This window comes from Paraburkholderia sp. Cpub6 (assembly GCF_014201065.1).
GTDB lineage: Bacteria > Pseudomonadota > Gammaproteobacteria > Burkholderiales > Burkholderiaceae > Paraburkholderia > Paraburkholderia tuberum.
In genome coordinates this window covers 787,049-810,555 of sequence record NZ_JACHDM010000001.1, presented here as the reverse complement: position 1 = coordinate 810,555, position 23,507 = coordinate 787,049, and the positions used below count along the sequence as shown (strand labels likewise).

The following is a 23,507-nucleotide window of genomic DNA, read 5'->3' as shown; positions in this document are numbered from 1 at the left end:
ATCATTACAGCTTAGAAAAAAGGCATGGCGACCAGGTTACAGCCAATATGAAGATATTTACCGGGCATTACGGGACCGCAAGCGTACAAAGTACTGGCGAGCCGTCCCGGCCCCCGTCTATTCGAGCGTGCGGACGCGGTCGATGGCCTGTTCGATCCGTTCGACCGCAACGACCTGTAAGCCTTCGATTGGCTGTTTCGGCGCATTGGCCTTCGGAATCACCGCCACCGAGAAGCCGAGCTTGGCTGCTTCCTTCAGGCGCTCCTGACCGCGCGGCGACGGCCGGATTTCGCCGGCGAGGCCCACTTCGCCGAATACGACGAGCCCCTTCGGCAGCGGCTTGTTGCGCATCGACGAATGGATCGCGAGCAATACCGAGAGGTCGGCGGCGGGCTCGGAGATCTTCACCCCGCCCACCGCGTTCAGGAACACGTCCTGATCGAAACAGGCGATGCCCGCGTGCCGATGCAGCACCGCGAGCAGCATCGCGAGCCGGTTCTGTTCGAGGCCGACCGCAAGGCGTCGCGGATTTGGCGCGTTGGCCGCATCGACGAGCGCCTGCACTTCGACGAGCAACGGCCGCGTGCCTTCCTGCGTGACGAGCACACATGAGCCCGGCACCGACTGCTCGTGCTGCGATAAAAACAATGCCGACGGATTCGCGACGCCGCGCAAACCACGCTCGGTCATCGCGAACACGCCGAGTTCGTTGACCGCGCCGAAACGGTTCTTGATCGCGCGCACGAGACGGTACGACGAGTGCGTATCCCCCTCGAAATACAGCACCGTATCGACGATATGTTCGAGCACGCGCGGTCCCGCGAGCGCGCCCTCTTTCGTCACGTGCCCGACCATGATGATCGCCGTGCCCGACTGCTTGGCGATGCGCGTGAGTTGCGCCGCGCACTCGCGCACCTGCGCGACCGAGCCCGGCGCCGATGTCAAAGCATCCGAATAGACGGTCTGGATCGAATCGATCACGGCGACTTCAGGCCGTTGCTCCGTGATCGTCGCCTGAATTTTTTCGAGCTGGATTTCCGCGAGCAATTGCAGCTCGCTTGCCTTCGAGCCGGGTTCGAGCAACGCCAGCCGTTGCGCGCGCAACGCGATCTGCGCGCCAGATTCTTCGCCGCTGATATAGAGCGCGCGTTTGTCCGCCGCGATTTCCGCGAGCGATTGCAACAACAGCGTCGATTTACCGATGCCCGGATCGCCGCCGATCAGCACCACGCCGCCCGGCACGAGGCCGCCGCCGAGCACGCGGTCGAATTCGCTGACGCCGGTGGAAAAGCGCGGCACGTCCGACGCGTCGATGTCGGCGAGGCGCCGTACCGGCGTGCTCTTCGCGAGCGACTGGAAACGGTGACCGGACGGCGCCTCCGCGACCGATTCGACGAGCGTGTTCCACGTCTGGCAGGACGGGCATTGACCGGACCACTTCGGCGACTGTCCGCCGCATTCCCCGCAGATGTACAACGTCTTCGCTTTCGCCACGCGTTACTCCGCCCGAACCGGCACACGCGGCGCGACCGCGCACATCAGCTCGTAGCCGATCGTGCCGCAGGCCTGCGCGACGTCGTCGATGGGCAGCGCGGTGCCCCACAATTCCACGCGCGAGCCGACGTTGGCGGTCGGCACCGGGGTCAGGTCGACGGTCAGCATGTCCATCGACACACGTCCAACGACCCGTGTGCGCACGCCATCGACGATCACCGGCGTGCCTTCCGGCGCGACGCGCGGATAGCCGTCCGCGTAACCGCACGCGACCACGCCGATGCGCATCGGAGCGCGCGCAGTGAACCTCGACCCATAGCCGACCGAGCTGCCTTCGCCGAGCGTCTGCACGGCGATCAGTTCCGACGCAAGCGTCATCGCGGGCTGCAGGCCCGTGCCGTCGATCGCGGCCGTCACGCCGGACGGCGACGCGCCGTACAGGATGATGCCCGGACGCACCCAGTCGAAATGCGCTTCCGGATGCCACAGCGTCGCGGCCGAATTCGACAGACTGCGCGCACCGGCGATGCCCTGCGCGCCACGCTCGAACGCCTCCATCTGATGCGCGATGCCGCGCTCGGCATCGGCATCGGAAAAATGCGTCATCAACGTGATCTGGCCGACGCCCTGACAGGCGCGCGCACGTTCCCACGCGGCACGGAATTTTTCGACCGTGTAGCCGAGCCGGTTCATGCCGGTGTTCATCTTCAACTGAATATTGACGGGTTTCGACAGACGCGCCATTTCGAGCATGCGCAGCTGCTCGTCCGAATGCAGCGCCGTGGTCAAACTGTAGCGGTCGATTACGTCGATGTCGGTCGGCCGAAAAAAGCCTTCCAGCAGAAGAATTGGGCCCGCCCAGCCCAATTCACGCAACTTCACCGCTTCTTCGAGGTCCAGCAGCCCAAAGCCGTCCGTAGCGCGCAAACCGGGAAACACGCGCGCGAGGCCATGCCCGTAGGCATTAGCCTTGACGACGGCCCAGATTTTCGATTTCGGCGCATAGCGCCGCGCGACAGCGAGGTTATTGGCGAGAGCAGCGGTATGAATCGTGGCGGAAAGGGGGCGCGGCATGGGATTTTTTCGTAAAGACACTTGCGAATCAGCGGCTTACAGGGCGTTTTCAGCGCTCGGCGGCCCGCTGGGCGGTGCGATCAAGGATTCTGCTAGTCCGAATCCAGCTATTTTCATGATATAAAGCCGTGCGCACAACCCATTTCGATCGGCATAAGCCCGGACACATGACAAACGGCCGGGGCGGACAGACCGCAGCGAGGACAGCATCGCATCAGATGAAAAAAGGTTTTTACACCATCATGGCCGCGCAGTTTTTTTCGTCGCTGGCCGACAATGCGCTTCTGATCGCTGCTATCGCACTGCTGAAAGATCTTCACGCTCCGAACTGGATGACGCCGCTGCTCAAGCTGTTTTTTGTGCTGTCGTACGTCGTTCTTGCCGCCTTCGTGGGCGCCTTCGCCGACTCCCGTCCGAAAGGACGCGTGATGTTCATCACCAATACGATCAAGGTGGTTGGTTGCATAACGATGCTGGTCGGCGCGCATCCGCTGCTTGCGTACGGCATCGTCGGCTTCGGCGCGGCGGCCTACTCGCCCGCCAAATACGGCATTCTCACCGAACTGTTGCCGCCTGACCGGCTCGTTGCCGCGAACGGCTGGATCGAAGGCACCACGGTCGGCTCGATCATTCTCGGCACGGTGCTCGGCGGCGCGCTGATCAGCCCGCATATCGCCGCGCCGATTCTCAAATGGCACGTTCCCACCGTGAACACGCCCGCGGAAGCCGCGATGGTCGTGATCATGGCCATTTACGTGATCGCCGCGCTGTTCAATCTGCGCATTCCCGACACCGGCGCGCGCTATCCGCGACAGGAGCACGGGCCGATCCGCCTGATCACCGATTTCGCCGACTGCTTTCTCGTGCTGTGGCGTGACAAGCTCGGACAGATTTCGCTCGCCGTGACGACGCTGTTCTGGGGTGCGGGCGCGACGCTGCAATTCATCGTGCTGAAGTGGGCCGAAGTGTCGCTGGGCATGTCGCTGTCCGAGGCGGCGATCTTGCAGGCGGTGGTCGCGGTCGGCGTCGCGTTCGGCGCGATTTTCGCGGCTTCGCGTGTGCCGTTGAAGAAGTCGCTGTCGGTCTTGCCGGTCGGCATCATGATGGGTATCTCCGTGATGCTGATGGCGTTCTACACGCGCGATCTGTTTCCCCCGCATTGGGGCGTGTATTTTGGCCGCATGCACGTGTCGGGCTATCTGATTTTCGCGTATATCTTCCTGATGTTCGTGGGCGGCCTGTCGGGCTTTTTCGTCGTGCCGATGAATGCGCTGCTGCAGCATCGCGGGCACGTGCTGCTGTCGGCGGGCCATTCGATCGCCGTGCAGAACTTCAACGAGAATCTCTCCGTGCTCGTGATGCTGTGCCTGTACGCGGTGCTCGTGTGGCTCGACGTGCCGGTCACCGTCGTGATCGTGCTGTTCGGCACCTTCGTCTGCCTGATGATGTGGCTCGTGATGCGACGCCATCAGGCGAACCAGCGCGCCTTCGATTCGGTCGCGCTGATCGGCGAAGCCAAGCACTGATCGGCTGCGCCGGGCCGGCCGCGGCACACACGAGCGCGCCCCCCTTCTTCCTCGCTCGACCATGACTCAATCGATTCCCAATGTGCTGACGATCGCCGGTTCCGACTCCGGCGGCGGCGCCGGCATCCAGGCCGATCTGAAGACCTTCTCCGCGCTCGGCGCCTATGGCGCGAGCGTGATCACCGCGCTGACCGCGCAGAACACGCGCGGCGTGAGCGCGATTCACGCGCCGGACCCGGGCTTCGTCACCGCGCAGCTCGACGCGGTGTTCGACGACATCCGCATCGACGCGGTGAAGATCGGCATGCTCGCGAATGCGCCGATCGCGCGTGCGGTCGCCGACGCGCTGCGCCGTCATCAGCCCAAACACATCGTGCTCGACACGGTGATGATCTCGAAGAGCAATCACGCGCTATTACTACCCGATGCGGTCGCGGTGGTACGCGACGAACTGCTGCCGCTCGCCGATCTGCTGACGCCGAATCTGCCGGAAGCGGCCGCATTGCTGGGCATGCAACCCGCCGCCGACGAAGCCGGCATGGTCGAGCAAGGCGAAGCGTTGCGCGCGCTCGGCGCGCGCGCGGTGCTGATGAAGGGCGGCCATCTGAGCGCGACCGATAGCCCCGACTGGCTCGTGCAGGAAAGCGGCACGCTGCGTCTCGGCGGTCCGCGCGTGCCGGTGAAGAACACGCACGGGACGGGCTGCACGTTGTCGTCGGCGATCGCGGCCTTGATTGCGCAATGCGACGATCTCGCTAGCGCCGTCGCCGATGCGAAGGTTTATCTGACGGGTGCGTTGCAGGCGAGCGAGCGGCTCGACGTCGGCCACGGCGTGGGGCCGGTGCATCACTTTCATCGGTGGTGGTGAGCGACGTCATTGCTTCGCGTAACGCCGCGCGTGCTCGGGCCAGTCGTCGGGCACGATAAAGCCGCGCGAGCGTTCAAGTACACGCCCCGTGTTGTCTTCGATGAATCCGGCGACCATCGTCGGGCCCTGTGGCGATGAGATCTGCGCGGCGAGCGTGTTTGCGTCGACGTACCACGTGTCGTCCGCACCGGCTTGCGTTCGATATTGCGGCGCGAGCCATTCGAGCCGCGGCAACACCCGCCACCTGTGCGCATGCGCGCACGCGAAAGCCGGCCAGTCGCGATGCGTGACCCACCAGCCGCGACCGTGCGCGGGATCGAGTCCGGCAGGATCGGTGGGCATCTCGCCATGCCGGTAAAACAGCCAGCCTTTGACGAACATCTGCGGCGTCCACGCGCCCGCATAGCCCGTCGAGGCAAATTCCTCGCGTGCGCTGAGCGGCAACTGATGATCGAGCAAATGCGCGAGCTTCAGATCGAGGCGGTCTTTCAGACTGGGGCCGACATAATCGGCGAGACGCGCCGCCTCTGCCCCATTCGCATCGCCCGCATGCAGATAGCACTTCACCGCGAGTTCCCAATGCAGTCGCGCGCCCTGGCGCGTGCGCACGAGGAAATCGCATTCACCGAGCGTGAGGCCCGCATGTCGTAGCGGCACACCCGCCGCGATTAGTTGCGTCGCCGGTCCATGACGAAGGAAAAAGCCCAGCAGGCGTTCGGCGTAGCGGCCAAGGCGCGTGATACGCGTTGCCGCGAGATCCTGACGCAGAAGTGCCGGCGCGGCGTCGAGCGCGCGCAGCCAGTCGAGCGTGGCCTGCAATTCCTGCGGTGTGCCGAAAGGATCGGCGAGCGCGCCTGTGGGAAGCTGAGGGCGCAACAGATCGGGACTGAGCAGCAGCCACGCGAGATCGCGGACAGCGGGATCGCGCAGCGCATCGACTGAAGCATCGCCACGCAAACCCAGCAAGGTATCGAGAAGCGCCGCGCGGCTGACAAACGCGGCGGGCATGCGCGCCGCCGGTCCCTCGGGCATCGTCACTTTGATTCGTTCGACGGCACGCCGCCGTTCGCGAGCCACGTGGCACGCGCGAGGCACAGATCCGCCCAGGCCTTGGCCTTGTCGGGCAGGCTACGCAGCAGATAGGCCGGGTGATAGGTGACGATCACCGGCACGCCCTCGTACGTATGCACGCGGCCGCGCAACGACGAAATGCTCGCGTCGGTCCTGAGCAGACTTTGCGCGGCGAAACGGCCGAGCGCGACGATCAGCTTCGGCTTCACGAGCGACACCTGACGCTGTAGATAAGGTTCACAACGCGCGACTTCGTCCGGCTGCGGATTGCGATTGCCAGGCGGCCGGCACTTGATCACGTTCGCGATATACACGTTGGTGCCGCGCGCGAGCGCGAGCGAGTGCAGCATGTTGTCGAGCAGCTTGCCGGCCTGGCCAACGAACGGTTCGCCTTGACGGTCCTCGTTCTCGCCGGGCGCTTCGCCGATCAGCATCCAGTCGGCCTCGCGATCGCCGACGCCGAACACCGTGTTCGTGCGCTTCTCGCACAGCCGGCACGCCTCGCATCCGGCGACGCGCTCGGCGAGCGCGTCCCAGTCGAGTGTGTGGATAGACGGCAGCGCGGGCGCGTCGCGGCGCGCTTCGGCGGGCGCGGGGGCCGATGCGGTCGGATCGTCGAACCACGCGAAGTCGTGCTCGGGAGGGGCGTCGAAAGTCGGCGAGGCTGAAAAGTCAGTTTGCGATTCTGATGTTTCGCGCCGCGCTGCAGTTTCGTCGAAGCGCGGCGTGGATTCGCGCTGCACTTGCGGCGGCTGCACCTCGGCGGACGCGCGCAGCGGTTCGCGCGAGGTCTGCGTCGCAGGCTCCGCGCGACGCACGCCGTCTGCGTGTTCCCGTGGCGATTGCAGCGCATCACTCTGCCCGGCCTCCTCTCGCGCCGCGAGTCCGCGGCGCACCCACAACGGCGCGAGTCCGAATTCTTCGAGCACCGATTCATGCAGCGCCATCTTCGCCCTCCGTGGCTAACGACAGACGCATCACGATCGCGTCCTCCCGGCCGCGATGCCGCGCCGGATAATAATTTTTGCGCCGGCCGATCGACGCGAAGCCGAAGCGCTCGTACAACCGGATCGCCCGACGATTCGACGGCCGCACTTCGAGCAGCAGCCCCTCGAGCCTCTCCGCGTGCGTGATGCGCACCGCCTCGCGCAGCAGCGCGAGGCCTGCGCCGGCGCCTTGTGCTTGCGGCGTGACGCACAGATTCAGCAGATGCATTTCATCGACGACCGGCATCAGCACGCAGTAGCCGATCAACGTCCCCGTCACGTGACGCAGACAGACGCCGAAATAGCCATTGCGCAGCGAGTCGCCGAAGTTGCCGCGGCTCCACGGAAACTCATACGCAAGTTTCTCGATCGCGGCGACTTCGTCCAGGTCGCTTTCGGTCATCGGCGACATGTAGCGGTCCGTGAGCAGCACGCCGCTCATGGGCGCGCCTCGTCGTGGGACGGTTGGCCGGAGCCGCCATCGGGCGCGTGCTGCGCGGACTGCTCGGCGCTATGAGCCGCTTTGGCTGATTTCGCCGCTTTGTCGGCCATGCGCTCTGCGGTCGTCTGCGCGACCTTGTCGCGCACGTACTCGGGTGCGGCCTGATCGGCGCGCACCGTGCGGCCCGCATGAAACGCGCGCAGCGCCGCGTACGCGAGCGGCAACGCATGCGGCAACGCTTGGCCATCGACGCTCCGCGCGGCCGCGACCGCCGGCAACCGCGCGCCGAACGCGGCGGCCGCGTTGCCGGCGAGTGTGAACGGCACGTCGGGCAGTACGAGCCGCTCGGGTGCATCGAGCGACGCGGTCTGCACCGTGCGCCATTCGTGCTGCGTATCGTCCCACGCGTAGTCGGCCCAGTAGATTTCGTCCATGCGCGCGTCGAGCGCGGCGAGCACGCGCGTCGTCGACGGATCGCGCAGGCGGGCGCTCTCCGCGCACGCGAGCAGCGTGCCGATCGGTACGACCGGCAGGTTCAGGCCGAACGCGAGGCCTTGGGCGACGCCGGTCGCCGTACGCAGTCCGGTGAACGAACCCGGACCCGAGCCGAACGCGATCGCGTCGCAATCCGCCAGCGTGAGGCCGGCTTCGTCGAACAGTTCGCGGATAGCCGGCAGCAGGCGGGTACTGGACACCGCGCCGGTTTGTTCGTGACGAACCCAGACGCGCGGTTCGGCGCTGGGCTGACCGACGGCATCGACGGACGCGGACACGAGCGCCGCCGAGCAGAACTCGGTCGATGTATCGAGGGCAAGGAGCACTGTTTGAGTCATGGACCGTATTGTAATCGGCGCGGTGCGCCTGAATCGTGGTTTGCGCGGCCGCGCTGCCCGGCTTCGCGGCCGTCATCGTTTGGAATAAGCCCTCGGTCCCGGGGCGGCGGGCAATTGCTATGATTTTCGGCCGATCTCATCTATCCCGCCACGCGGGCCAAACGACCATGACCGACATCAATTCCCAGTTCGAGCAAGCCCAGCAACACGTCAAGCAACTGCCCGAGCGTCCGGGCAACCTGACGCTGCTGCGTCTCTATGCGCTCTTCAAGCAGGCGAGCGAAGGCGACGTGCACGGCGACAAGCCGGGCTTCACCGACATAGTCGGCAAATACAAGTACGATGCGTGGACGGCGCTCAAGGGCACCGCGCAGAACGCCGCGAAGCAGCAATACGTCGAACTCGTCGAATCGCTGAAGAGCGGCACCGCGGCCTGAGCTTCCGGTGCGCCAATCATCTGCCGAAATGGCCGTCTGGCAATGCTGCGACCGCCTCGCGGCGATTTCGGACACGAAGCTCCGACCGCCGCCCTCACTCGCCTACTTCAGTCCGGCACTTTCTTCTGTCGGAATTGCCTGAATGGTGGCGCAGTGCAGCAAATGTCGCTATACTGCCGCCTGCGCTTCACTGCTTTGCCCGTCTTTTCCAGCGGTCCTCGCGGCGCAGCGTCCATAGCGTTTGCTCCAATCCAGTTTAGAACCTGTCCCCTTCTGCCTAGCCCGCTCCGGGCTCAAGTCCCAGGCTGGCGACTCGCCATGTTGGCACGTCGCATCCGATACAGCTTCTAACGAAAAACTCGCCTTCATTGTCGCGAGTTGCCCCCGTTTTTCGATTTGCTCGCTGCTGTTTTGCTCGCTGAATCCGACGACTTGGGTATGCCGATTGGCGTTGACGTTTTCATCCGATGAACCACCCAGGATCGTTTTCAAGGATTCACATGACTTTGAGCAACACCCCCAGCAGCCCGTTGAACGCCATCGCCGACGAAGCACTCGGCGTTACGCCCGCCGCTCCCGAAGCCGCCGCGCAGGCTGACGCCAAGCCGACCTTCGCGTCGCTCGGCCTGTCCGCGGACGTCGTCTCCGCGCTGATCGCCGCCGGCTACGAGCACCCGACGCCGGTGCAGCAACGCGCGGTGCCAGCAGGTATCGCCGGCCGCGATCTGCTGGTTTCGAGCCCGACCGGCTCGGGCAAGACCGCCGCGTTCATGCTGCCCGCCATCGAGCGTTTCTCGCAGCTGCAAAAGACGCAGGCGAGCCAGCCGCGCGAACCGCGCCCGGCCGACGGTGGCCGCGGCCGCCGTCCGCAGCCGGTCGCGCGTCCTACCATGCTGGTGCTGACCCCGACCCGCGAACTGGCGATGCAGGTCACGACCGCCGCCGCAACGTACGGCAAGCACCTGAAGCGCCTGCGCACCGTCAGCATTCTCGGCGGCGTCGCTTATGGCCAGCAGCTGATGCTGCTCGCGAAGAACCCTGAAATCCTCGTCGCGACGCCGGGCCGTCTGATCGACCACCTCGAGCGCGGCCGCATCGATCTGTCGCAACTGCAGATCCTCGTGCTCGACGAAGCCGACCGCATGCTCGACATGGGCTTCATCGACGACATCGACACGATCGTCGCCGAAACGCCGGCTACGCGTCAGACCATGCTGTTCTCCGCCACGCTCGACGGCAAGATCGGCTCGCTGACCGGCCGTCTGTTGAAGGACCCGGAGCGGATCGAGATCGTCCAGCGCATGGAACAGCGCACCAACATCGCGCAAACCGTCCACTACGTCGACGACCGCGATCACAAGGACCGTCTGCTCGACCATCTGCTGCGTGACGACGGCCTCGACCAGGCCATCGTCTTCACGGCCACCAAGATGGACGCCGACCAGCTGGCGGGCCGTCTGGCCGACGCCGGCTTCGAATCGGCCGCGCTGCACGGCGACCTGCCGCAAGGCGCGCGTAACCGCACGATCCGCGCACTGCGCGAGCGCCGCGTGCGCGTGCTGGTTGCGACCGACGTCGCCGCTCGCGGTATCGACATCCCGGGCATCACGCACGTGTTCAACTACGACCTGCCGAAGTTCGCCGAAGACTACGTGCACCGCATCGGCCGTACCGGCCGTGCGGGCCGCTCGGGTATCGCCGTGAGCCTCGTGCATCACGCCGAACAGGGCGCGTTGAAGCGCATCGAGCGCTTCGTGCGCACGCCGCTGCCGGTCAACGTCGTCGAAGGCTTCGAGCCGCGCAAGGCGGCGCCCTCGGGCAACGGCCGTCCTGGCTTCGGCGGCCGCGGCCGTCCTGGCGGTGGTAACGGCCGTCGCTTCGGCAGCGGCTCGGGCAAGCCGGGCGGCTACGGCGGCTCGCGCAACGGTAACGGCAATGGCAACGGCAACGGCGGCGGCTGGGGTAACAAGTCGGCCGGCGGTTCGCGCGAAGGCTTCGGCTCGCGCGAAAGCCACGGCGGTTCGCGCGAAGGCTTCGGCGGTGGCTCGCGCGACGGCTACGGCGCGCGCCGCAACGACGGTCCCCGTTCGGCACGTCGCGGCAGCTAATAGCGACCCACCTGACCGACCGGATGGCTTCGCGCCGTCCGTGACACTGAAGAAAACCGGCGCTCGGGCGCCGGTTTTTTTTCGTCTATCGACTGCCCGCCCCAAATTTCACGATGTAAAAAATTTTTTTGCGTCGTAAAAAATCATGCTGCAAGGCACAAGAAGGACTATTGCAACAGGGAAAATATCGTTTCTTATCGCGAAACGCAGGCATCAAGTCATTGATTTTATATAAAAATAAATATTGGAAAAACGCTTTGCGGCGTCTATTGCGCGTCCTTCGATTTGCCTAGACTCTTATATAAGACTTCACGAAACAGAACGCCTCTCCGGGCCCGACGCTTCGAGAAGACAGAGTCACCCATCCTCCATAACTGGCATCGAAGGAGCACATCATGACCATGACCCGCGAACAGCAAGTGCAGCAACTCAAGCAGCAATGGGAAGCGGACCCGCGTTGGAAAGGGGTCAAGCGCACCTACTCGGCCGAAGACGTGGTGCGTCTGCGCGGCTCGGTGCAAGCTGAGCACACGCTCGCGAAGCGCGGCGCGGAAAAGCTGTGGGCCGCCGTCAACAACGAGCCGTTCGTCAACTCACTCGGCGCGCTGACCGGCAACCAGGCGATGCAGCAGGTGAAGGCTGGTCTGAAGGCAATCTATCTGTCGGGCTGGCAGGTCGCGGGCGATGCCAACGTCGCCGGTGAAATGTACCCGGACCAGTCGCTGTATCCGGCCAACTCGGTGCCCCTCGTCGTCAAGCGCATCAACAACACGCTGACGCGCGCCGACCAGATCCAGTGGTCGGAAGGCAAGAACCCGGGCGATGAAGGCTACGTCGATTACTTCGCGCCGATCGTGGCCGACGCGGAAGCCGGTTTCGGCGGCGTGCTGAACGCGTTCGAACTGATGAAGGCGATGATCGAAGCGGGCGCGTCCGGCGTGCACTTCGAAGACCAGCTCGCATCGGTCAAGAAGTGCGGTCACATGGGTGGCAAGGTGCTCGTGCCGACCCGCGAAGCCGTCGCGAAGCTGACAGCCGCGCGTCTGGCCGCCGACGTGTCGGGCGTGCCGACCGTGCTGCTCGCCCGCACCGACGCGGAAGCCGCCGACCTCGTGACCTCGGACATCGACGACAACGACCGCCCGTTCCTGACCGGCGAGCGTACCGTCGAAGGCTTCTATCGCACGAAGCCCGGTCTCGAGCAGGCAATCTCGCGCGGCCTCGCCTATGCGCCGTACGCAGACATGATCTGGTGCGAAACCGGCAAGCCGGACCTCGAGTTCGCCAGGAAATTCGCCGACGCGATCCACAAGGAGTACCCGGACCAACTGCTGTCGTACAACTGCTCGCCGTCGTTCAACTGGAAGAAGAACCTCGACGACGCGACGATCGCGAAGTTCCAGCGCGAACTCGGCGCGATGGGCTACAAGTTCCAGTTCATCACGCTGGCCGGCTTCCACGCGCTGAACTACTCGATGTTCAATCTCGCGTACGGCTATGCGCGCAACCAGATGACCGCGTTCGTCGAAATGCAGCAGGCGGAGTTCGCGGCGGCCGAAAAAGGCTTCACCGCGGTCAAGCATCAGCGCGAAGTCGGCACCGGCTACTTCGACGCGGTCACGCAGACGGTCGAGCGCGAAGCATCGACGACCGCGCTGCACGGTTCGACGGAAAACGAGCAGTTCTTCGACAAGAAGGTCGCCTGAGATCAGCCAGTCGGGTTACGCAGTCCCGTGGCCTGAGCGCAGCAACGATCGGCAAACGTCGAGCGGCACCACCAGAGTGCCGCCGACGCAGGGAGGGCCGTGCCGTCCTGGATTGGCAGGAGCGTCAGCGCGAACGCCGACGGCCGGAGAGTCTCAAAGAAGCCAGCACGCGGCAAGCGTGCGGCGAACCTGAACGCGCCGGCAGCGCCGCCGGCGCGCTTTTTTTCGAAGGCGGTGCATGCCGGCACGCTGCCGGCAGAGCCAAGCGATTCAGCGATAGACGATCACAGGAATTTTCGTATGCGTGAGCACGCGCTGCGTTTCACTGCCGATCAGCAGGCTGCCGAGCCCGCGCCGCCCATGCGATGCCATGAAGATCACGTCGCAGCGCCCCTGCTCGGCCGCTTCGATGATGCCGAGATACGGCGCCGGATGCACGCTCGTGCGGCTCTCGACACTGACGCCGACGCGGTGCGCCGCATGCTCGACTTCGCGCAGATGCACGCGCGCCTCGCGTTCGCTGCGTTGCAGGAACTCGCCGGGCGGTTCGACCACGACATCGGAGAACGGCGAGTACGGATATTGCGGCAGACAGGCGTATGCGGTAACGCGGGCGCCCACGGCCTGCGCGAGGTCGATCGCGCCCGCTATCGCCTTGCGTGACAGATCTGAACCATCGGTCGGAACCAGGATGTGCCTGAACATGATCCCCTCCGTCGCCGGTTGCCCGCAGCACGGCGTCAGCGTCCAACAAAGCCCAGGGTGCAGGCTGCTCGAAACGATTGTAATGCGTATGAATGCGGGTATTCGCGTCTGTCTGGAGATTGGCGCATCAGTCCCAGTAACCGGGTTCGCCGTACGTATGCTTGAGAAAGTCCAGAAACAGCCGCACCCGCAGCGGCAGATGACGGCGCTGCGGGAACACCGCGTGGATGCCGATCGGCGGCGCGGCGAATTCGTCGAGCACGCTGACGAGGCGGCCCGTCGCGATCTCCGCGCCGACCTCCCACCACGAGCGCCACGCGAGCCCGTGTCCGGCGAGACACCATTCGTGCAGCACCGCGCCGTCCGAGCACTCCATCGTGCCGGACACCTTGATCGACACGACCTTGCCGCCGTGCTGAAACATCCAGCCGCGCTGCTGGTTCGCGCTGGCGCCGAGCGCGAGACAGTTGTGGCGCGCGAGATCGGCCAGGCTGTGCGGCGCGCCGCGCCGGCTCAGATACGCGGGCGACGCGACGCATACGCGCCGGTTCTCCGCGAGCTTCAGCGACACCAGCGACGAATCGGGCAACTCGCCGAGCCGCACCGCGCAATCGAAACCTTCGTTGACGAGGTCGACGAGACGGTCGGACAGATCGAGCGTGATCGACACGTCCGGATGCGCGACCGTGAACGCGGGCACCAGTGGCGCCACGTGCCGGCGCCCGAAGCCGGCCGGCGCCGACAGCCGGAGATGGCCGCTCGCCTTCACGCCGCCCGCCGACACGCTCGCCTCGGCGTTCTGCATGTCGTGAAGAATGCGCTGGCAGTCTTCGAGAAAGGCCGAGCCTTCGAAGGTCAGCGTGATCTTGCGCGTCGTGCGCACGAGCAGCTTGACGCCGAGGCGCTCCTCCAGTGCGTCGATGCGCCGGCCGATGATCGCGGGCGCGACGCCCTCGGCGAGCGCCGCCGCGGACAGGCTCCCTTTGGCCGCGACAGCGGCGAAGGTTTCGATCTGCTTGAAACGGTCCATGAACGATACGCGCCGCGGCGAGGCGGAACAGTGAGCAGTGCGCGTCAGATTAGGTACGAAAAAGTAAAAGATCAAGTGATCTTTAGCCTATTTTTTAGCACCTAAGGTCAGCAATACAATCGATCCCGACCTCTGACAGGAGCGCATGGCAATGTCGGCCACAACGACACCTTCCCCGCGAGCAGTGATTTTCGACGCCTATGGCACGTTGTTCGACGTGCATTCGGTGATCGCCGCCGCGGAGCAACTGTTTCCCAGCCACGGCGAGGCGCTGTCGCAGCTGTGGCGCCAGAAGCAGATCGAATACACGCAATTGCGCACGCTCGCCGCGCGCAGCGACGCCCCCGGCGAACACTACCGCCCGTTCTGGGACATCACGCTCGACGCTCTGCGCTTCGCCGCGAAAAGACTGCAGCTCACGCTCGGCCGCGCGGCCGAAAAGCGGCTGATGGACGAATACGCGTGCCTGTCCGCATTTCCCGACGCGGTGCCCGTGCTGCGTGCGTTGCACGAGGCCGCCGCCGCGCCACGCGTGGGGCTCGCGATTCTGTCAAACGGCAATCCGCAAATGCTCGACATCGCGGTCAAGAGCGCCGGCATGAACGCCCTCTTCGATCACGTGCTGTCGGTCGACGCCGTGCGCGCGTACAAACCCTCGCCTGCCGCGTATGCGCTCGGCCCCGACGCGTTCGGCGTGGCCGCGAGCGAGATCGTGTTCGTGTCGTCGAACGGCTGGGACGTCGCGGGCGCGACATGGTTCGGCTTCACGACGTTCTGGCTGAACCGGCAGAACCTGCCCGTCGAAGAGCTCGGCGTGACGCCGCATGGCACCGGTAGCGGCATGAACGATCTGCTGGACTTTCTGCGCACACTCGCGACGTCGTCACGCTCGAGCGGCGGCCGTCGAACGAAAGTTCCTGGCAGTGGCAGTCGCAAGCGCGCCGGCCCGCGCGTATGACGGCGCCCCTCGCATTCGGCAATCCACTTCCCCCTTTTCAACCTTCGCATTTTTGCAATCTGACCGACCAAGGAGAAAACATGGCTAATTCGCTGTCGTTGCCGCAAGGCATGGAAATCACCGGCGACATCAAGCCCGGCTTTGAAGCGATCCTCACCGGCGAAGCGCTGGAACTCGTCGCGGCCTTGCACCGTACGTTCGAGCCGCGCCGTCAGCAGTTGCTGCAGGCGCGCGTCGAGCGCGCGAAGCGGCTCGACGCGGGCGAGCGGCCCGACTTCCTCGCCGCCACGAAGAACGTGCGCGAAGGCGACTGGAAGATCGCGCCGCTGCCGCAGGATCTGCAGTGCCGGCGCGTCGAGATCACCGGCCCCGTCGAGCGCAAGATGATCATCAACGCGCTCAATTCGGGCGCCGACTCCTACATGACCGACTTCGAGGATTCGAACGCGCCGAGCTGGGACAATCAGATCACCGGTCATATCAATCTGAAGGACGCGGTGCGCCGCACGATCTCGCTCGAACAGAACGGCAAGGCGTATCGGCTCAACGACAGGACCGCGACGCTGATCGTACGTCCGCGCGGCTGGCATCTCGACGAGAAGCACGTGAAGGTCGACGGCCAGCGCGTGTCGGGTGGCATCTTCGATTTCGCGCTGTACATGGTGCACAACGCGAAGGAGTTGATCGCGCGCGGCTCGGGCCCGTACTTCTATCTGCCGAAGATGGAGAGCCATCTCGAAGCGCGGCTGTGGAACGACATCTTCGTCGCCGCGCAGGAAGCGGTCGGCGTGCCGCGCGGCACGATTCGCGCGACGGTGCTGATCGAGACGATCGTCGCCGCGTTCGAAATGGACGAGATCCTGTACGAGCTGCGTGAACATAGCTCGGGCCTGAACGCGGGCCGCTGGGACTACATCTTCTCGGCGATCAAGAAGTTCAAGAGCGACCGCGACTTCTGCCTCGCCGATCGCTCGCAGATCACGATGACCTCGCCGTTCATGCGCGCGTACGCGTTGCTGCTGCTGAAGACCTGCCATCGCCGCAACGCGCCGGCGATCGGCGGCATGAGCGCGCTGATTCCGATCAGGAACGATGCGGCCGCGAACGACAAGGCGATGGCCGGCGTGCGTTCAGACAAGGCGCGCGACGCGGGCGACGGCTACGACGGCGGCTGGGTCGCGCACCCGGGCCTCGTGCCGGTCGCGATGGAAGAGTTCGTCAAGGTGCTCGGCGATCGGCCGAACCAGATCGGCAAGCAGCGCGTCGACGTGCTCGTGACCGCGACCGACCTGCTCGACTTCCGCCCGGAAGCGCCGATCACCGAAACGGGCTTGCGCAACAACATCAACGTCGGCATTCACTACCTCGGTTCGTGGCTCGCGGGCAATGGCTGTGTGCCGATTCACAACCTGATGGAAGATGCGGCCACCGCCGAGATTTCGCGCTCGCAGGTCTGGCAGTGGATCCGCTCGCCGAAGGGCAAACTCGACGACGGTCGCAAGGTGACGGTCGAACTGGTGCGCGAGCTCGCGGCGCAGGAGCTCGACAAGGTCAAACAGACGGTGGGCGCAGATACGAAGCCGTATGAGCGTGCCGCGCAGATCTTCGAGCAGATGTCGACCGCGGAGCAGTTCACCGATTTTCTGACGCTGCCGCTTTACGAAGAGATTTGATGGTGTTGATGATGCGGGCTCGAGCGCCTTGGGCCTGCTCGAGCCAGGGGACCCCATCGGCTTGAACGACGGCACGCCGCGGACATACGTGGCGCGCCGTTTTTTTGCTCGCCTTCGTGGACCAGCTCAGCGCGTGCGCCGATGTTCGACCCAATCTCCTGAACGGATCTCGGGCAGCCCTTTTACCGCGCTCGGCGCGACCGGATAGAAGCGGCAATTCACGACGTTGCCGTCCACTTTGACCATCACCTCACGTGTCAGAAAACGATCCTCGACGCCCGGATACACGGCTTCGATTTCGTCGAGCACCGCGACGAGCGCATCGTCGATTTCATAGACGTCGCCGCGCACGTCGATGCCCGCTTCGTCGACGACGAGACCCGGATAGGCGCCAAAATCGAACAGATGGCCGCGCACGGTGGTACTGCCGAGCAGGCTCGGCGCGGGGATGTCGTTGCGCGCGGCGGCTTCGCTGATGTCGTTGGTTTCACCGGCACGCAGCGTGCCGTAGACAAAGACGGTCTGCATCGTCGTTGAGTCTCCATGGTCAGAGGTGATGTCGGTGGCTCGGGGGCCATCGGGACATTATGCAACGGCGGCCCGTCGGCAACAGAAACTGGGCACGGCCTACAATGCTTGATGCCCGCGGCGGTGAATGGCCTCGACCGCGCTTCGCCGTTGCCAGTTCCGTGATCCGAACCGACCTTGCCATGACCTCGTCCTCCGACTCCGACTTGTTGAGCCGCGTGCGTTTCGCCGACATACCGCCCGAGTTCGCGCCGAACGAGATGCATCCGATCCGCGTGCGCTCGCGGCCAATGCCGGCGGGCTGGCATATCGCGCGTCATACGCATGCCTGGGCGCAGGTCGCGTATGCGTCGCGCGGCGTGCTGCGGGTCGCAACGACGGGCACGACATGGATGGTGCCGCCATCGCGCGCAATCTGGTTGCCGCCGCATGTGACGCACGAAGTGGTCGCCGTCGAGGATGCGTTCCTGCGCACGCTGTACATCACCGAGAGTACGGTGCCGGCCGGGCTCGATACGCCGCGCGTCGTCGAAGTATCGAACCTGTTGCGCGAGGTGATTGCCGCGCTCGATACGCCTGGCCTGTCCGCCGCGCGCGAGCAGCTGCTCGGCGCGCTCGCGCTCGATGAACTGACGCGCTCCGAGCCGTTGCCGCTGTCCGTGCCGATGCCCAGCGAAAAGCGCCTGCGCGCGCTGTGCGACGCCGTGATCGCCGACCCGATGCATGGCGAGTCGCTCGAGCAGTGGGCATCGACGGTGGGCGCGAGCACGCGCACGATCGCGCGGCTGTTCCGCCAGGAGCTGGGTGTGAGTTTCTCGCAGTGGCGTCAGCAGGCGATTCTCGCGCGCGCCATTCCATTGTTGAGCCAGGGACGACCGCTGTCGCACGTCGCGCAGGAACTGGGCTATCAGAGCCAGAGCGCCTTCTCCGCGATGTTCCGGCGTGCGTTCGGCGCGAGTCCACGCGCGTTTATCGAGCGAGGCGCCGAGCATCGCGCGAGCAACGGCGAGCATGATGACGCGCAAGCGGATGATGAAACGGCACAGGATCAAGCCGGTTCGACGGACGTCGCCGAGCGGTAAATGGCGACAACTAGCGCTGCGCGTCGGCCATCCAATGCGGGCCACGCCTCAAACTCGCCGCGCCAGATGACGGATTGCGCCTAGCTGCGCGAGCCGCGGCCCGGCGAGCTTGTAACCCTTGCGCTGATAGAGCCGCGCCGCCGGATTGTCGACGAACACGCGCAACTGCAACTCGCGCAGCCCGCGCTCGCGCGCCCATTGATGCGAGATGTCGAGCAGAAACGTACCGGCGCCAAGCCGACGATATCCTTCGGCGATCTGCACGTCGCGGATATGCAGCGAATCACCCTCCTCGGTGATACGCAGCACGCCCATCGGCACGCCATCCACTTCGAGAATGAAATTCTCCGATTCGCGCCAACTGCCGAGAAACAGATCGCTGCGCCACACCAGATGATGCCGGCGATAGTAGCCGCCCATGTTGTTGCGGGTCAGCGCCTCGGCAAACTCGAAATCGTCCATGCTGGCCGTGCGCAGATGAAACGGTGACGGAGCTTCGGTGGGATCGAACATGGCAGGACCGCGAGGATGAGTCGGATAAACGGTAAAACAGGCCGCGCGCGCTGGCAATGGCTGTTTGTCCCGAGCCTTCCGGGAGGCGGCCGGCAACGGCAGTAGAAACGGAGCGGTTACGGTCCTATGCGCAGGCGCCATCACCCGCTCACCAGCACGACGGCTGCGGACATACACGTTCGCATCGTCGGCATAGCGCACGAAGCAGTGGCCGCGCCGTTCCAGTTCCTTGTCCACCACGTCATGGCGCTGGACTCTCCCTCCCGTTTGGCCCCTCATCACCAGTTCCAGTCTCACCGACCTGTCCTGTGACTACTTACGGCCTCTGCTGACTTCTCGCTCCGGCTCGACGCCGTCGCCCTTTCAGGCATGAGGCGAGATCTCCCCAGGTAAGAGCGCACTCCTTCATGGCACAGCCGCCGCATTTACGCCGCTTCGCCCTGGTCACGAGAGCTTCGCGGTCTATTACCCGCCCGCCCTGCTTGGCAACGCCTTCTATGCGGTTCTTGTTTATCGGCTCGCGACTTACGCTCCACGCTTGCTTCCCACATTCGGCCGCCGTCATGCAGTTGCGCTTCACTTCATTCGCTGTGACCAGCTTATGGCGGGACTTGCACTCGCAGGAGTGCGCCCATGCTGGGCGCACAATAAAAAAAAGCCCACTTCTTGCGAAGTGGGCTTTCTCAAATCTGGCGGAGCGGACGGGGCTCGAACCCGCGACCCCCGGCGTGACAGGCCGGTATTCTAACCAACTGAACTACCGCTCCAGATTTTGCATCGCAGCCTGCGAGCCATACTCTCAGCCTGCTGCACCGCTCAAACTTCCAACCGAACGACGCCGATGTTCTGGCGTCCCCTAGGGGATTCGAACCCCTGTACTCACCGTGAAAGGGTGATGTCCTAGGCCTCTAGACGAAGGGGACAACGTACTGCTTACACCTTTAATGAAAAAGCCCGTTCAAGTATGTGTGAACGGGCTTTGTCTGGCGGAGTGGACGGGACTCGAACCCGCGACCCCCGGCGTGACAGGCCGGTATTCTAACCAACTGAACTACCACTCCAGTCTTTACACCCTGCTTGCGAGCGTCGGTTAATTCTCTGCAAGCTGCGCTGCTCTACTACTCGAATACTAAAGCGACGCTGATGTTTGGCGTCCCCTAGGGGATTCGAACCCCTGTACTCACCGTGAAAGGGTGATGTCCTAGGCCTCTAGACGAAGGGGACAAAATCTTTTCAGATCCGTCTCAATTCGCTTTTGACTTGATCAACTCGCGCTAACTTTTCAGTTAATTCGCCAAGCTATTTTCTGGTCAACAGCGAAGACCGCTACTTTAACTACATTTCAGCGATTTGTGAAGTCTTTTTTCTACAACCATCAGACTTCTTAACCACTTTCACCTCTCTGCTCTGTTGGTGGAGGTAAGCGGGATCGAACCGCTGACCTCTTGCATGCCATGCAAGCGCTCTCCCAGCTGAGCTATACCCCCGCGCACATCAGAGAAACGAGATTTTAGAGGGCGATCTGCGCTTTGTAAATACCCTTTGAGCAATTACATTCGAATTTTCTGCGGAGGCAGGCGAAACCTCTGACGCACGCCGCCAACGGATTAGCCAAGCGCTTTTTCGATGCGGCTAACGACGACGTCGCGACCTAACAGCATCAGCACGCTATCGATCGACGGTGTATGCGTCGTACCCGCCACCAGCAGACGCACCGGCATCGCGAGCTGCGGCATCTTCAGCTTGTGCGTGCCGAGCGTCGCTTTCAGCGCGGCGGCGATCGCCTCCTTGGTCCATTCGAGCGTATTCAATGCAGCGGCCAGATCAGCGAGCGCCGGACGAACCGCGTCGGTGACGTGCTGTGCAAGCGACCCAGCGTCGGGTGCCGGGGTGCGATAGAACATCGCGGCGTTCTGCGCGATCTCCTTCACGGTCGACGCCCGATCCTTCATCAGGCCCACCACGCCCGTCAGATCCGGACCTTGGGCGAGTGTGGCTTCGTCGATGCCGAGCTCCGCGAAGAACGGTTTCGCCAGTTCGGCGAGGCGTGCGTTGTCGGCTTCCTTGATGTAGTGGGCGTTGAGCCAGTTCAGCTTGTCATGGTCGTACTGCGCCGGCGACTTGCCGAGGTGCTCGAGATCGAACCACTCGACGAACTGCTCGCGCGTGAAAATCTCCGCGTCACCATGCGACCAGCCGAGGCGCGCCAGATAGTTGACGACCGCTTCCGGCAGATACCCCGCATCGCGATAACCCATCACGCTCATTGCGCCGTGGCGCTTGCTCATCTTCTCGCCCTGCTCGTTCAGCACGGTCGGCAGGTGTGCATACACCGGCGGCTCGCCACCGAGCGCGCCCAGTATGTTGATCTGGCGCGGCGTATTGTTGACGTGGTCGTCGCCACGAATCACGTGAGTGATGCGCATGTCGAGATCGTCGACGACGACGCAGAAGTTATACGTCGGCGTGCCGTCCGGACGCGCGATCACGAGGTCGTCGAGTTCTTCGTTCGAGATTTCGATGCGGCCTTTCACCGCGTCGTCCCACGCGACCACGCCGGTCAGCGGATTGCGAAACCTTAGCACCGGCTTCACGCCCACGGGCGGCTCCGGCAGCACCTTGCCCGGCTCCGGGCGCCACGTGCCGTCGTAGCGCGGCTTTTCGCCTGCTTCGCGCTGGCGCTCGCGCAGCGCGTCGAGCTCTTCGGTCGACATGTAGCACGGATAGACGAGCCCCGCCTCCTGCATCTGCTTCAGCACTTCGCGGTACCGGTCCATGCGCTGCATCTGGTAGAACGGGCCTTCGTCGAAATCGAGGCCGAGCCACGCCATGCCTTCGAGAATCGCGTCGACGGATTCGGTCGTGGAGCGCTCGAGGTCGGTGTCCTCGACCCGCAGCACGAAGGTCCCTTTCATCTTGCGCGCGAACGCCCACGGATACAGCGCGGAGCGGATGTTGCCCAGGTGGATGAAGCCGGTGGGACTCGGTGCGAAACGGGTACGAACGGAGGTGGTCATTAGCGGTTACTCGGAAAACAGGCGCCGGCGCTCAGGCGAACATGACTGCGAAGCGCGGCAGCGAAGCGTGCCCATGCTGCGCGCGACGTCGCGCACGGCCACGAGGGAATAAGTGCAAGAGCCGAATTATACCTTCCGCACGCGGGTTGCCGCCCTCGTCCGAACGGCCTAAGGCGCATGGGCGAACGGCGTCCGGACATCTGCGTACGCACCTTCGCAGCGCTCGCCCAACTCATCTTGAAAAAGCGCCGCGTCAGTTCCGAATACTTCCTCTGCAACGTTTCATTACAGCGGACCGCGCGAGCCGATCGTTTGCATTAAGATGTGCGCGCGCTGCGATGCGGGCTTACCGCACATCGATCCGATACGGAGCGAGCACCGCTGCAAGCGCGCGCAATCGCCGTCGGCGATCCGCCCGGTCTGACCTCAGCCTGATCGCGGTACGCGCGACGCCGCTCGCGTCGCGCGCGCCGTTGCTGGAGAACTCGTTGAAACCCTCATCCCCGAACTTGAGTCGCCGCAGCTTTTCGCTGGCGGCCGCATCCGCGGTGCTTGCCGCCTGCACCACGACCGCCGGCAAACTCGATGGCGCGCCGATCACCGCGACGCCCGCCGTTCCCCCGCCGCCTGAAAAAGCGCAACAGAAGCCGGTTCGCGTCGCGCTCGCTCTCGGCGGCGGCGCCGCGCGCGGCTTTGCGCACATCGGCGTCATCAAGGCTCTCGAGGCGCGCAATATCCAGATCGACCTGATTGCCGGCACGAGCGCCGGCTCCGTCGTCGGCGCGCTGTACGCGTCGGGCATGAACGGCTTCGCGCTGAACAAACTCGCGCTGTCGATGGACGAAGCGTCGATCAGCGACTGGGCGATGCCGTTTCGTACGCGCGGCTTCCTGCAGGGCGTCGCGCTGCAGAACTACCTGAACACGACGCTGAACAACCGCCCGATCGAGAAGATGGCGAGGCCGCTCGGCGTGGTCGCGACCGATCTGCAAACCGGCCAGCCGATCCTGTTCCAGCGTGGCAACACCGGCATCGCGGTGCGCGCGTCATGCAGCGTGCCGTCGATTTTCGAGCCGGTGAAGATCGGCGGTCACGAGTACGTGGATGGGGGTCTCGTGAGTCCGGTACCGGCGTCGTTCGCGCGCAAGATGGGCGCGGATTTCGTGATCGCCGTCGACATCTCCCAGCGACCGGAAACCGGCGTCACGGCAAGCTCGTTCGACGTGTTGATGCAGACCTTCACGATCATGGGCCAGACGATCAAGGCCTACGAGCTCGACAAGTACGCCGACGTGGTGATCCGACCGAATCTCGCGGCGATGAGCGGCAGCGATTTCTCACAGCGCAACGCCGCGATCCTCGCCGGCGAGGAAGCGGCCGCGAAGATGATGCCGGAGTTGCAGCGCAAGCTCGCCGCGCGGCGCATGGGAGCCTGAAAGCCCGGCAACGCACAGTC

Annotated in this window: 21 protein-coding genes, 5 tRNA genes and 1 pseudogene; 9 read left to right on the top strand and 18 right to left on the bottom strand. The window is 64.4% G+C overall.

Features of this window, described 5'->3' with window-relative positions:
- Positions 1-117: 117 nt before the first annotated feature.
- Positions 118-1,494: a DNA repair protein RadA gene (gene radA / locus HDG33_RS03555; RefSeq protein WP_184022620.1), complete on the bottom strand. Its 1,377-nt coding sequence runs from the start codon at positions 1,492-1,494 to the stop codon at positions 118-120.
- A gap of 3 nt (positions 1,495-1,497) precedes the next feature.
- Positions 1,498-2,568 carry an alanine racemase gene (gene alr / locus HDG33_RS03550; protein ID WP_184022619.1) on the bottom strand — a complete coding sequence of 357 codons (1,071 nt, stop codon included), beginning with the start codon at positions 2,566-2,568 and terminating at the stop codon, positions 1,498-1,500.
- Between the two features lie 218 nt (positions 2,569-2,786).
- Between alr and lplT the strand changes: the two genes are divergently transcribed.
- Together lplT and thiD are read left to right on the top strand one after the other, a co-directional pair.
- The gene (gene lplT / locus HDG33_RS03545; protein WP_184022618.1) at positions 2,787-4,094 is read left to right on the top strand and encodes a lysophospholipid transporter LplT; all 1,308 of its coding nucleotides are present in this window, start codon (positions 2,787-2,789) and stop codon (positions 4,092-4,094) included.
- Positions 4,095-4,155: 61 nt separating this feature from the next.
- Positions 4,156-4,962, top strand: a complete 807-nt coding sequence (gene thiD, locus HDG33_RS03540; protein ID WP_184022617.1) for a bifunctional hydroxymethylpyrimidine kinase/phosphomethylpyrimidine kinase — start codon at positions 4,156-4,158, stop codon at positions 4,960-4,962.
- A 6-nt stretch (positions 4,963-4,968) separates the two neighbouring features.
- On the opposite strand, the gene HDG33_RS03535 is transcribed toward thiD, so the two are convergent.
- The 4 genes from HDG33_RS03535 to tsaB are packed head-to-tail and all read right to left on the bottom strand — an operon-like array spanning position 4,969 to position 8,294.
- Positions 4,969-6,000 (bottom strand): DUF1853 family protein, encoded by a 1,032-nt coding sequence (locus tag HDG33_RS03535; RefSeq protein WP_409258955.1) that lies wholly within the window; start codon positions 5,998-6,000, stop codon positions 4,969-4,971.
- Positions 5,997-6,980, bottom strand: coding sequence for a uracil-DNA glycosylase family protein (locus tag HDG33_RS03530; protein ID WP_184022616.1), 984 nt, complete (start codon positions 6,978-6,980; stop codon positions 5,997-5,999). Before HDG33_RS03530 ends, HDG33_RS03535 begins: the two co-directional genes overlap by 4 nt.
- Complete coding sequence (rimI, locus tag HDG33_RS03525) at positions 6,967-7,461, bottom strand: ribosomal protein S18-alanine N-acetyltransferase (RefSeq protein ID WP_184022615.1); 495 nt, start codon at positions 7,459-7,461, stop codon at positions 6,967-6,969. The genes HDG33_RS03530 and rimI overlap by 14 nt, the downstream gene beginning before the upstream one ends.
- Positions 7,458-8,294 carry a tRNA (adenosine(37)-N6)-threonylcarbamoyltransferase complex dimerization subunit type 1 TsaB gene (gene tsaB / locus HDG33_RS03520; RefSeq protein WP_184022614.1) on the bottom strand — a complete coding sequence of 279 codons (837 nt, stop codon included), beginning with the start codon at positions 8,292-8,294 and terminating at the stop codon, positions 7,458-7,460. The genes rimI and tsaB overlap by 4 nt, the downstream gene beginning before the upstream one ends.
- A gap of 167 nt (positions 8,295-8,461) precedes the next feature.
- On the opposite strand from tsaB, the gene HDG33_RS03515 reads away from it, so the two are divergent.
- Entirely contained in the window at positions 8,462-8,731 is a 270-nt protein-coding gene (locus HDG33_RS03515) for an acyl-CoA-binding protein (protein ID WP_184022613.1), read from the top strand.
- 168 nt (positions 8,732-8,899) lie between these two features.
- Here HDG33_RS03515 and HDG33_RS03510 read toward each other — a convergent pair whose 3' ends face one another.
- On the bottom strand, positions 8,900-9,223 hold the full coding sequence (locus HDG33_RS03510; protein ID WP_184022612.1) for a hypothetical protein: 324 nt from the start codon (positions 9,221-9,223) through the stop codon (positions 8,900-8,902).
- Between the two features lie 8 nt (positions 9,224-9,231).
- On the opposite strand from HDG33_RS03510, the gene HDG33_RS03505 reads away from it, so the two are divergent.
- Together HDG33_RS03505 and aceA are read left to right on the top strand one after the other, a co-directional pair.
- Positions 9,232-10,839, top strand: a complete 1,608-nt coding sequence (locus HDG33_RS03505; RefSeq protein ID WP_184022611.1) for a DEAD/DEAH box helicase — start codon at positions 9,232-9,234, stop codon at positions 10,837-10,839.
- Between the two features lie 401 nt (positions 10,840-11,240).
- The gene (gene aceA / locus HDG33_RS03500) at positions 11,241-12,545 is read left to right on the top strand and encodes an isocitrate lyase (RefSeq protein ID WP_184022835.1); all 1,305 of its coding nucleotides are present in this window, start codon (positions 11,241-11,243) and stop codon (positions 12,543-12,545) included.
- Positions 12,546-12,815: 270 nt separating this feature from the next.
- Here aceA and HDG33_RS03495 read toward each other — a convergent pair whose 3' ends face one another.
- Complete coding sequence (locus tag HDG33_RS03495) at positions 12,816-13,250, bottom strand: universal stress protein (RefSeq protein ID WP_090800630.1); 435 nt, start codon at positions 13,248-13,250, stop codon at positions 12,816-12,818.
- A gap of 127 nt (positions 13,251-13,377) precedes the next feature.
- Positions 13,378-14,280, bottom strand: a complete 903-nt coding sequence (locus HDG33_RS03490) for a LysR family transcriptional regulator (RefSeq protein WP_184022610.1) — start codon at positions 14,278-14,280, stop codon at positions 13,378-13,380.
- Positions 14,281-14,431: 151 nt separating this feature from the next.
- Here HDG33_RS03490 and HDG33_RS03485 point away from each other — a divergent pair, with 151 nt between their 5' ends.
- Together HDG33_RS03485 and aceB are read left to right on the top strand one after the other, a co-directional pair.
- Positions 14,432-15,238: a haloacid dehalogenase type II gene (locus HDG33_RS03485; RefSeq protein ID WP_184022609.1), complete on the top strand. Its 807-nt coding sequence runs from the start codon at positions 14,432-14,434 to the stop codon at positions 15,236-15,238.
- Positions 15,239-15,318: 80 nt separating this feature from the next.
- The gene (gene aceB, locus HDG33_RS03480) at positions 15,319-16,911 is read left to right on the top strand and encodes a malate synthase A (RefSeq protein ID WP_184022608.1); all 1,593 of its coding nucleotides are present in this window, start codon (positions 15,319-15,321) and stop codon (positions 16,909-16,911) included.
- A 126-nt stretch (positions 16,912-17,037) separates the two neighbouring features.
- Here the strand turns inward: aceB and HDG33_RS03475 are convergent, their stop codons facing one another.
- The gene (locus HDG33_RS03475) at positions 17,038-17,439 is read right to left on the bottom strand and encodes a gamma-glutamylcyclotransferase (protein ID WP_184022607.1); all 402 of its coding nucleotides are present in this window, start codon (positions 17,437-17,439) and stop codon (positions 17,038-17,040) included.
- Between the two features lie 182 nt (positions 17,440-17,621).
- On the opposite strand from HDG33_RS03475, the gene HDG33_RS03470 reads away from it, so the two are divergent.
- Positions 17,622-18,521, top strand: a complete 900-nt coding sequence (locus tag HDG33_RS03470; RefSeq protein WP_184022606.1) for a helix-turn-helix domain-containing protein — start codon at positions 17,622-17,624, stop codon at positions 18,519-18,521.
- A gap of 48 nt (positions 18,522-18,569) precedes the next feature.
- Here the strand turns inward: HDG33_RS03470 and HDG33_RS03465 are convergent, their stop codons facing one another.
- From HDG33_RS03465 to gltX, 8 genes and pseudogenes are all read right to left on the bottom strand, one after another.
- Entirely contained in the window at positions 18,570-19,034 is a 465-nt protein-coding gene (locus HDG33_RS03465) for a GNAT family N-acetyltransferase (RefSeq protein WP_018417609.1), read from the bottom strand.
- A gap of 123 nt (positions 19,035-19,157) precedes the next feature.
- Positions 19,158-19,277, bottom strand: a pseudogene (locus tag HDG33_RS36890) (group II intron reverse transcriptase/maturase); the annotation flags it as partial.
- A gap of 447 nt (positions 19,278-19,724) precedes the next feature.
- Positions 19,725-19,801 (bottom strand) — tRNA-Asp (locus HDG33_RS03460).
- Positions 19,802-19,881: 80 nt separating this feature from the next.
- Positions 19,882-19,957, bottom strand: a tRNA-Glu gene (locus HDG33_RS03455).
- Positions 19,958-20,018: 61 nt separating this feature from the next.
- Positions 20,019-20,095: transfer RNA gene (locus tag HDG33_RS03450), tRNA-Asp, on the bottom strand.
- Positions 20,096-20,182: 87 nt separating this feature from the next.
- A tRNA-Glu gene (locus tag HDG33_RS03445) sits at positions 20,183-20,258 on the bottom strand.
- Positions 20,259-20,445: 187 nt separating this feature from the next.
- Positions 20,446-20,521, bottom strand: a tRNA-Ala gene (locus HDG33_RS03440).
- 120 nt (positions 20,522-20,641) lie between these two features.
- Positions 20,642-22,051, bottom strand: coding sequence for a glutamate--tRNA ligase (gltX, locus tag HDG33_RS03435; protein WP_184022605.1), 1,410 nt, complete (start codon positions 22,049-22,051; stop codon positions 20,642-20,644).
- A 488-nt stretch (positions 22,052-22,539) separates the two neighbouring features.
- Between gltX and HDG33_RS03430 the strand changes: the two genes are divergently transcribed.
- Positions 22,540-23,487, top strand: coding sequence for a patatin-like phospholipase family protein (locus HDG33_RS03430; protein WP_184022604.1), 948 nt, complete (start codon positions 22,540-22,542; stop codon positions 23,485-23,487).
- The last annotated feature ends 20 nt before the right edge of the window (positions 23,488-23,507 follow it).

Bases quoted from the DNA above. Each gene is read 5' to 3' on its own strand.
- alr (WP_184022619.1), bottom strand. From the start codon at position 2,568: ATGCCGCGCCCCCTTTCCGCCACGATTCATACCGCTGCTCTCGCCAAT.
- lplT (WP_184022618.1), top strand. From the start codon at position 2,787: ATGAAAAAAGGTTTTTACACCATCATGGCCGCGCAGTTTTTTTCGTCG.
- thiD (WP_184022617.1), top strand. From the start codon at position 4,156: ATGACTCAATCGATTCCCAATGTGCTGACGATCGCCGGTTCCGACTCC.
- HDG33_RS03530 (WP_184022616.1), bottom strand. From the start codon at position 6,980: ATGGCGCTGCATGAATCGGTGCTCGAAGAATTCGGACTCGCGCCGTTG.
- rimI (WP_184022615.1), bottom strand. From the start codon at position 7,461: ATGAGCGGCGTGCTGCTCACGGACCGCTACATGTCGCCGATGACCGAA.
- tsaB (WP_184022614.1), bottom strand. From the start codon at position 8,294: ATGACTCAAACAGTGCTCCTTGCCCTCGATACATCGACCGAGTTCTGC.
- HDG33_RS03515 (WP_184022613.1), top strand. From the start codon at position 8,462: ATGACCGACATCAATTCCCAGTTCGAGCAAGCCCAGCAACACGTCAAG.
- HDG33_RS03505 (WP_184022611.1), top strand. From the start codon at position 9,232: ATGACTTTGAGCAACACCCCCAGCAGCCCGTTGAACGCCATCGCCGAC.
- aceA (WP_184022835.1), top strand. From the start codon at position 11,241: ATGACCCGCGAACAGCAAGTGCAGCAACTCAAGCAGCAATGGGAAGCG.
- HDG33_RS03495 (WP_090800630.1), bottom strand. From the start codon at position 13,250: ATGTTCAGGCACATCCTGGTTCCGACCGATGGTTCAGATCTGTCACGC.
- HDG33_RS03490 (WP_184022610.1), bottom strand. From the start codon at position 14,280: ATGGACCGTTTCAAGCAGATCGAAACCTTCGCCGCTGTCGCGGCCAAA.
- HDG33_RS03485 (WP_184022609.1), top strand. From the start codon at position 14,432: ATGTCGGCCACAACGACACCTTCCCCGCGAGCAGTGATTTTCGACGCC.
- aceB (WP_184022608.1), top strand. From the start codon at position 15,319: ATGGCTAATTCGCTGTCGTTGCCGCAAGGCATGGAAATCACCGGCGAC.
- HDG33_RS03475 (WP_184022607.1), bottom strand. From the start codon at position 17,439: ATGCAGACCGTCTTTGTCTACGGCACGCTGCGTGCCGGTGAAACCAAC.
- HDG33_RS03470 (WP_184022606.1), top strand. From the start codon at position 17,622: ATGACCTCGTCCTCCGACTCCGACTTGTTGAGCCGCGTGCGTTTCGCC.
- HDG33_RS03465 (WP_018417609.1), bottom strand. From the start codon at position 19,034: ATGTTCGATCCCACCGAAGCTCCGTCACCGTTTCATCTGCGCACGGCC.
- gltX (WP_184022605.1), bottom strand. From the start codon at position 22,051: ATGACCACCTCCGTTCGTACCCGTTTCGCACCGAGTCCCACCGGCTTC.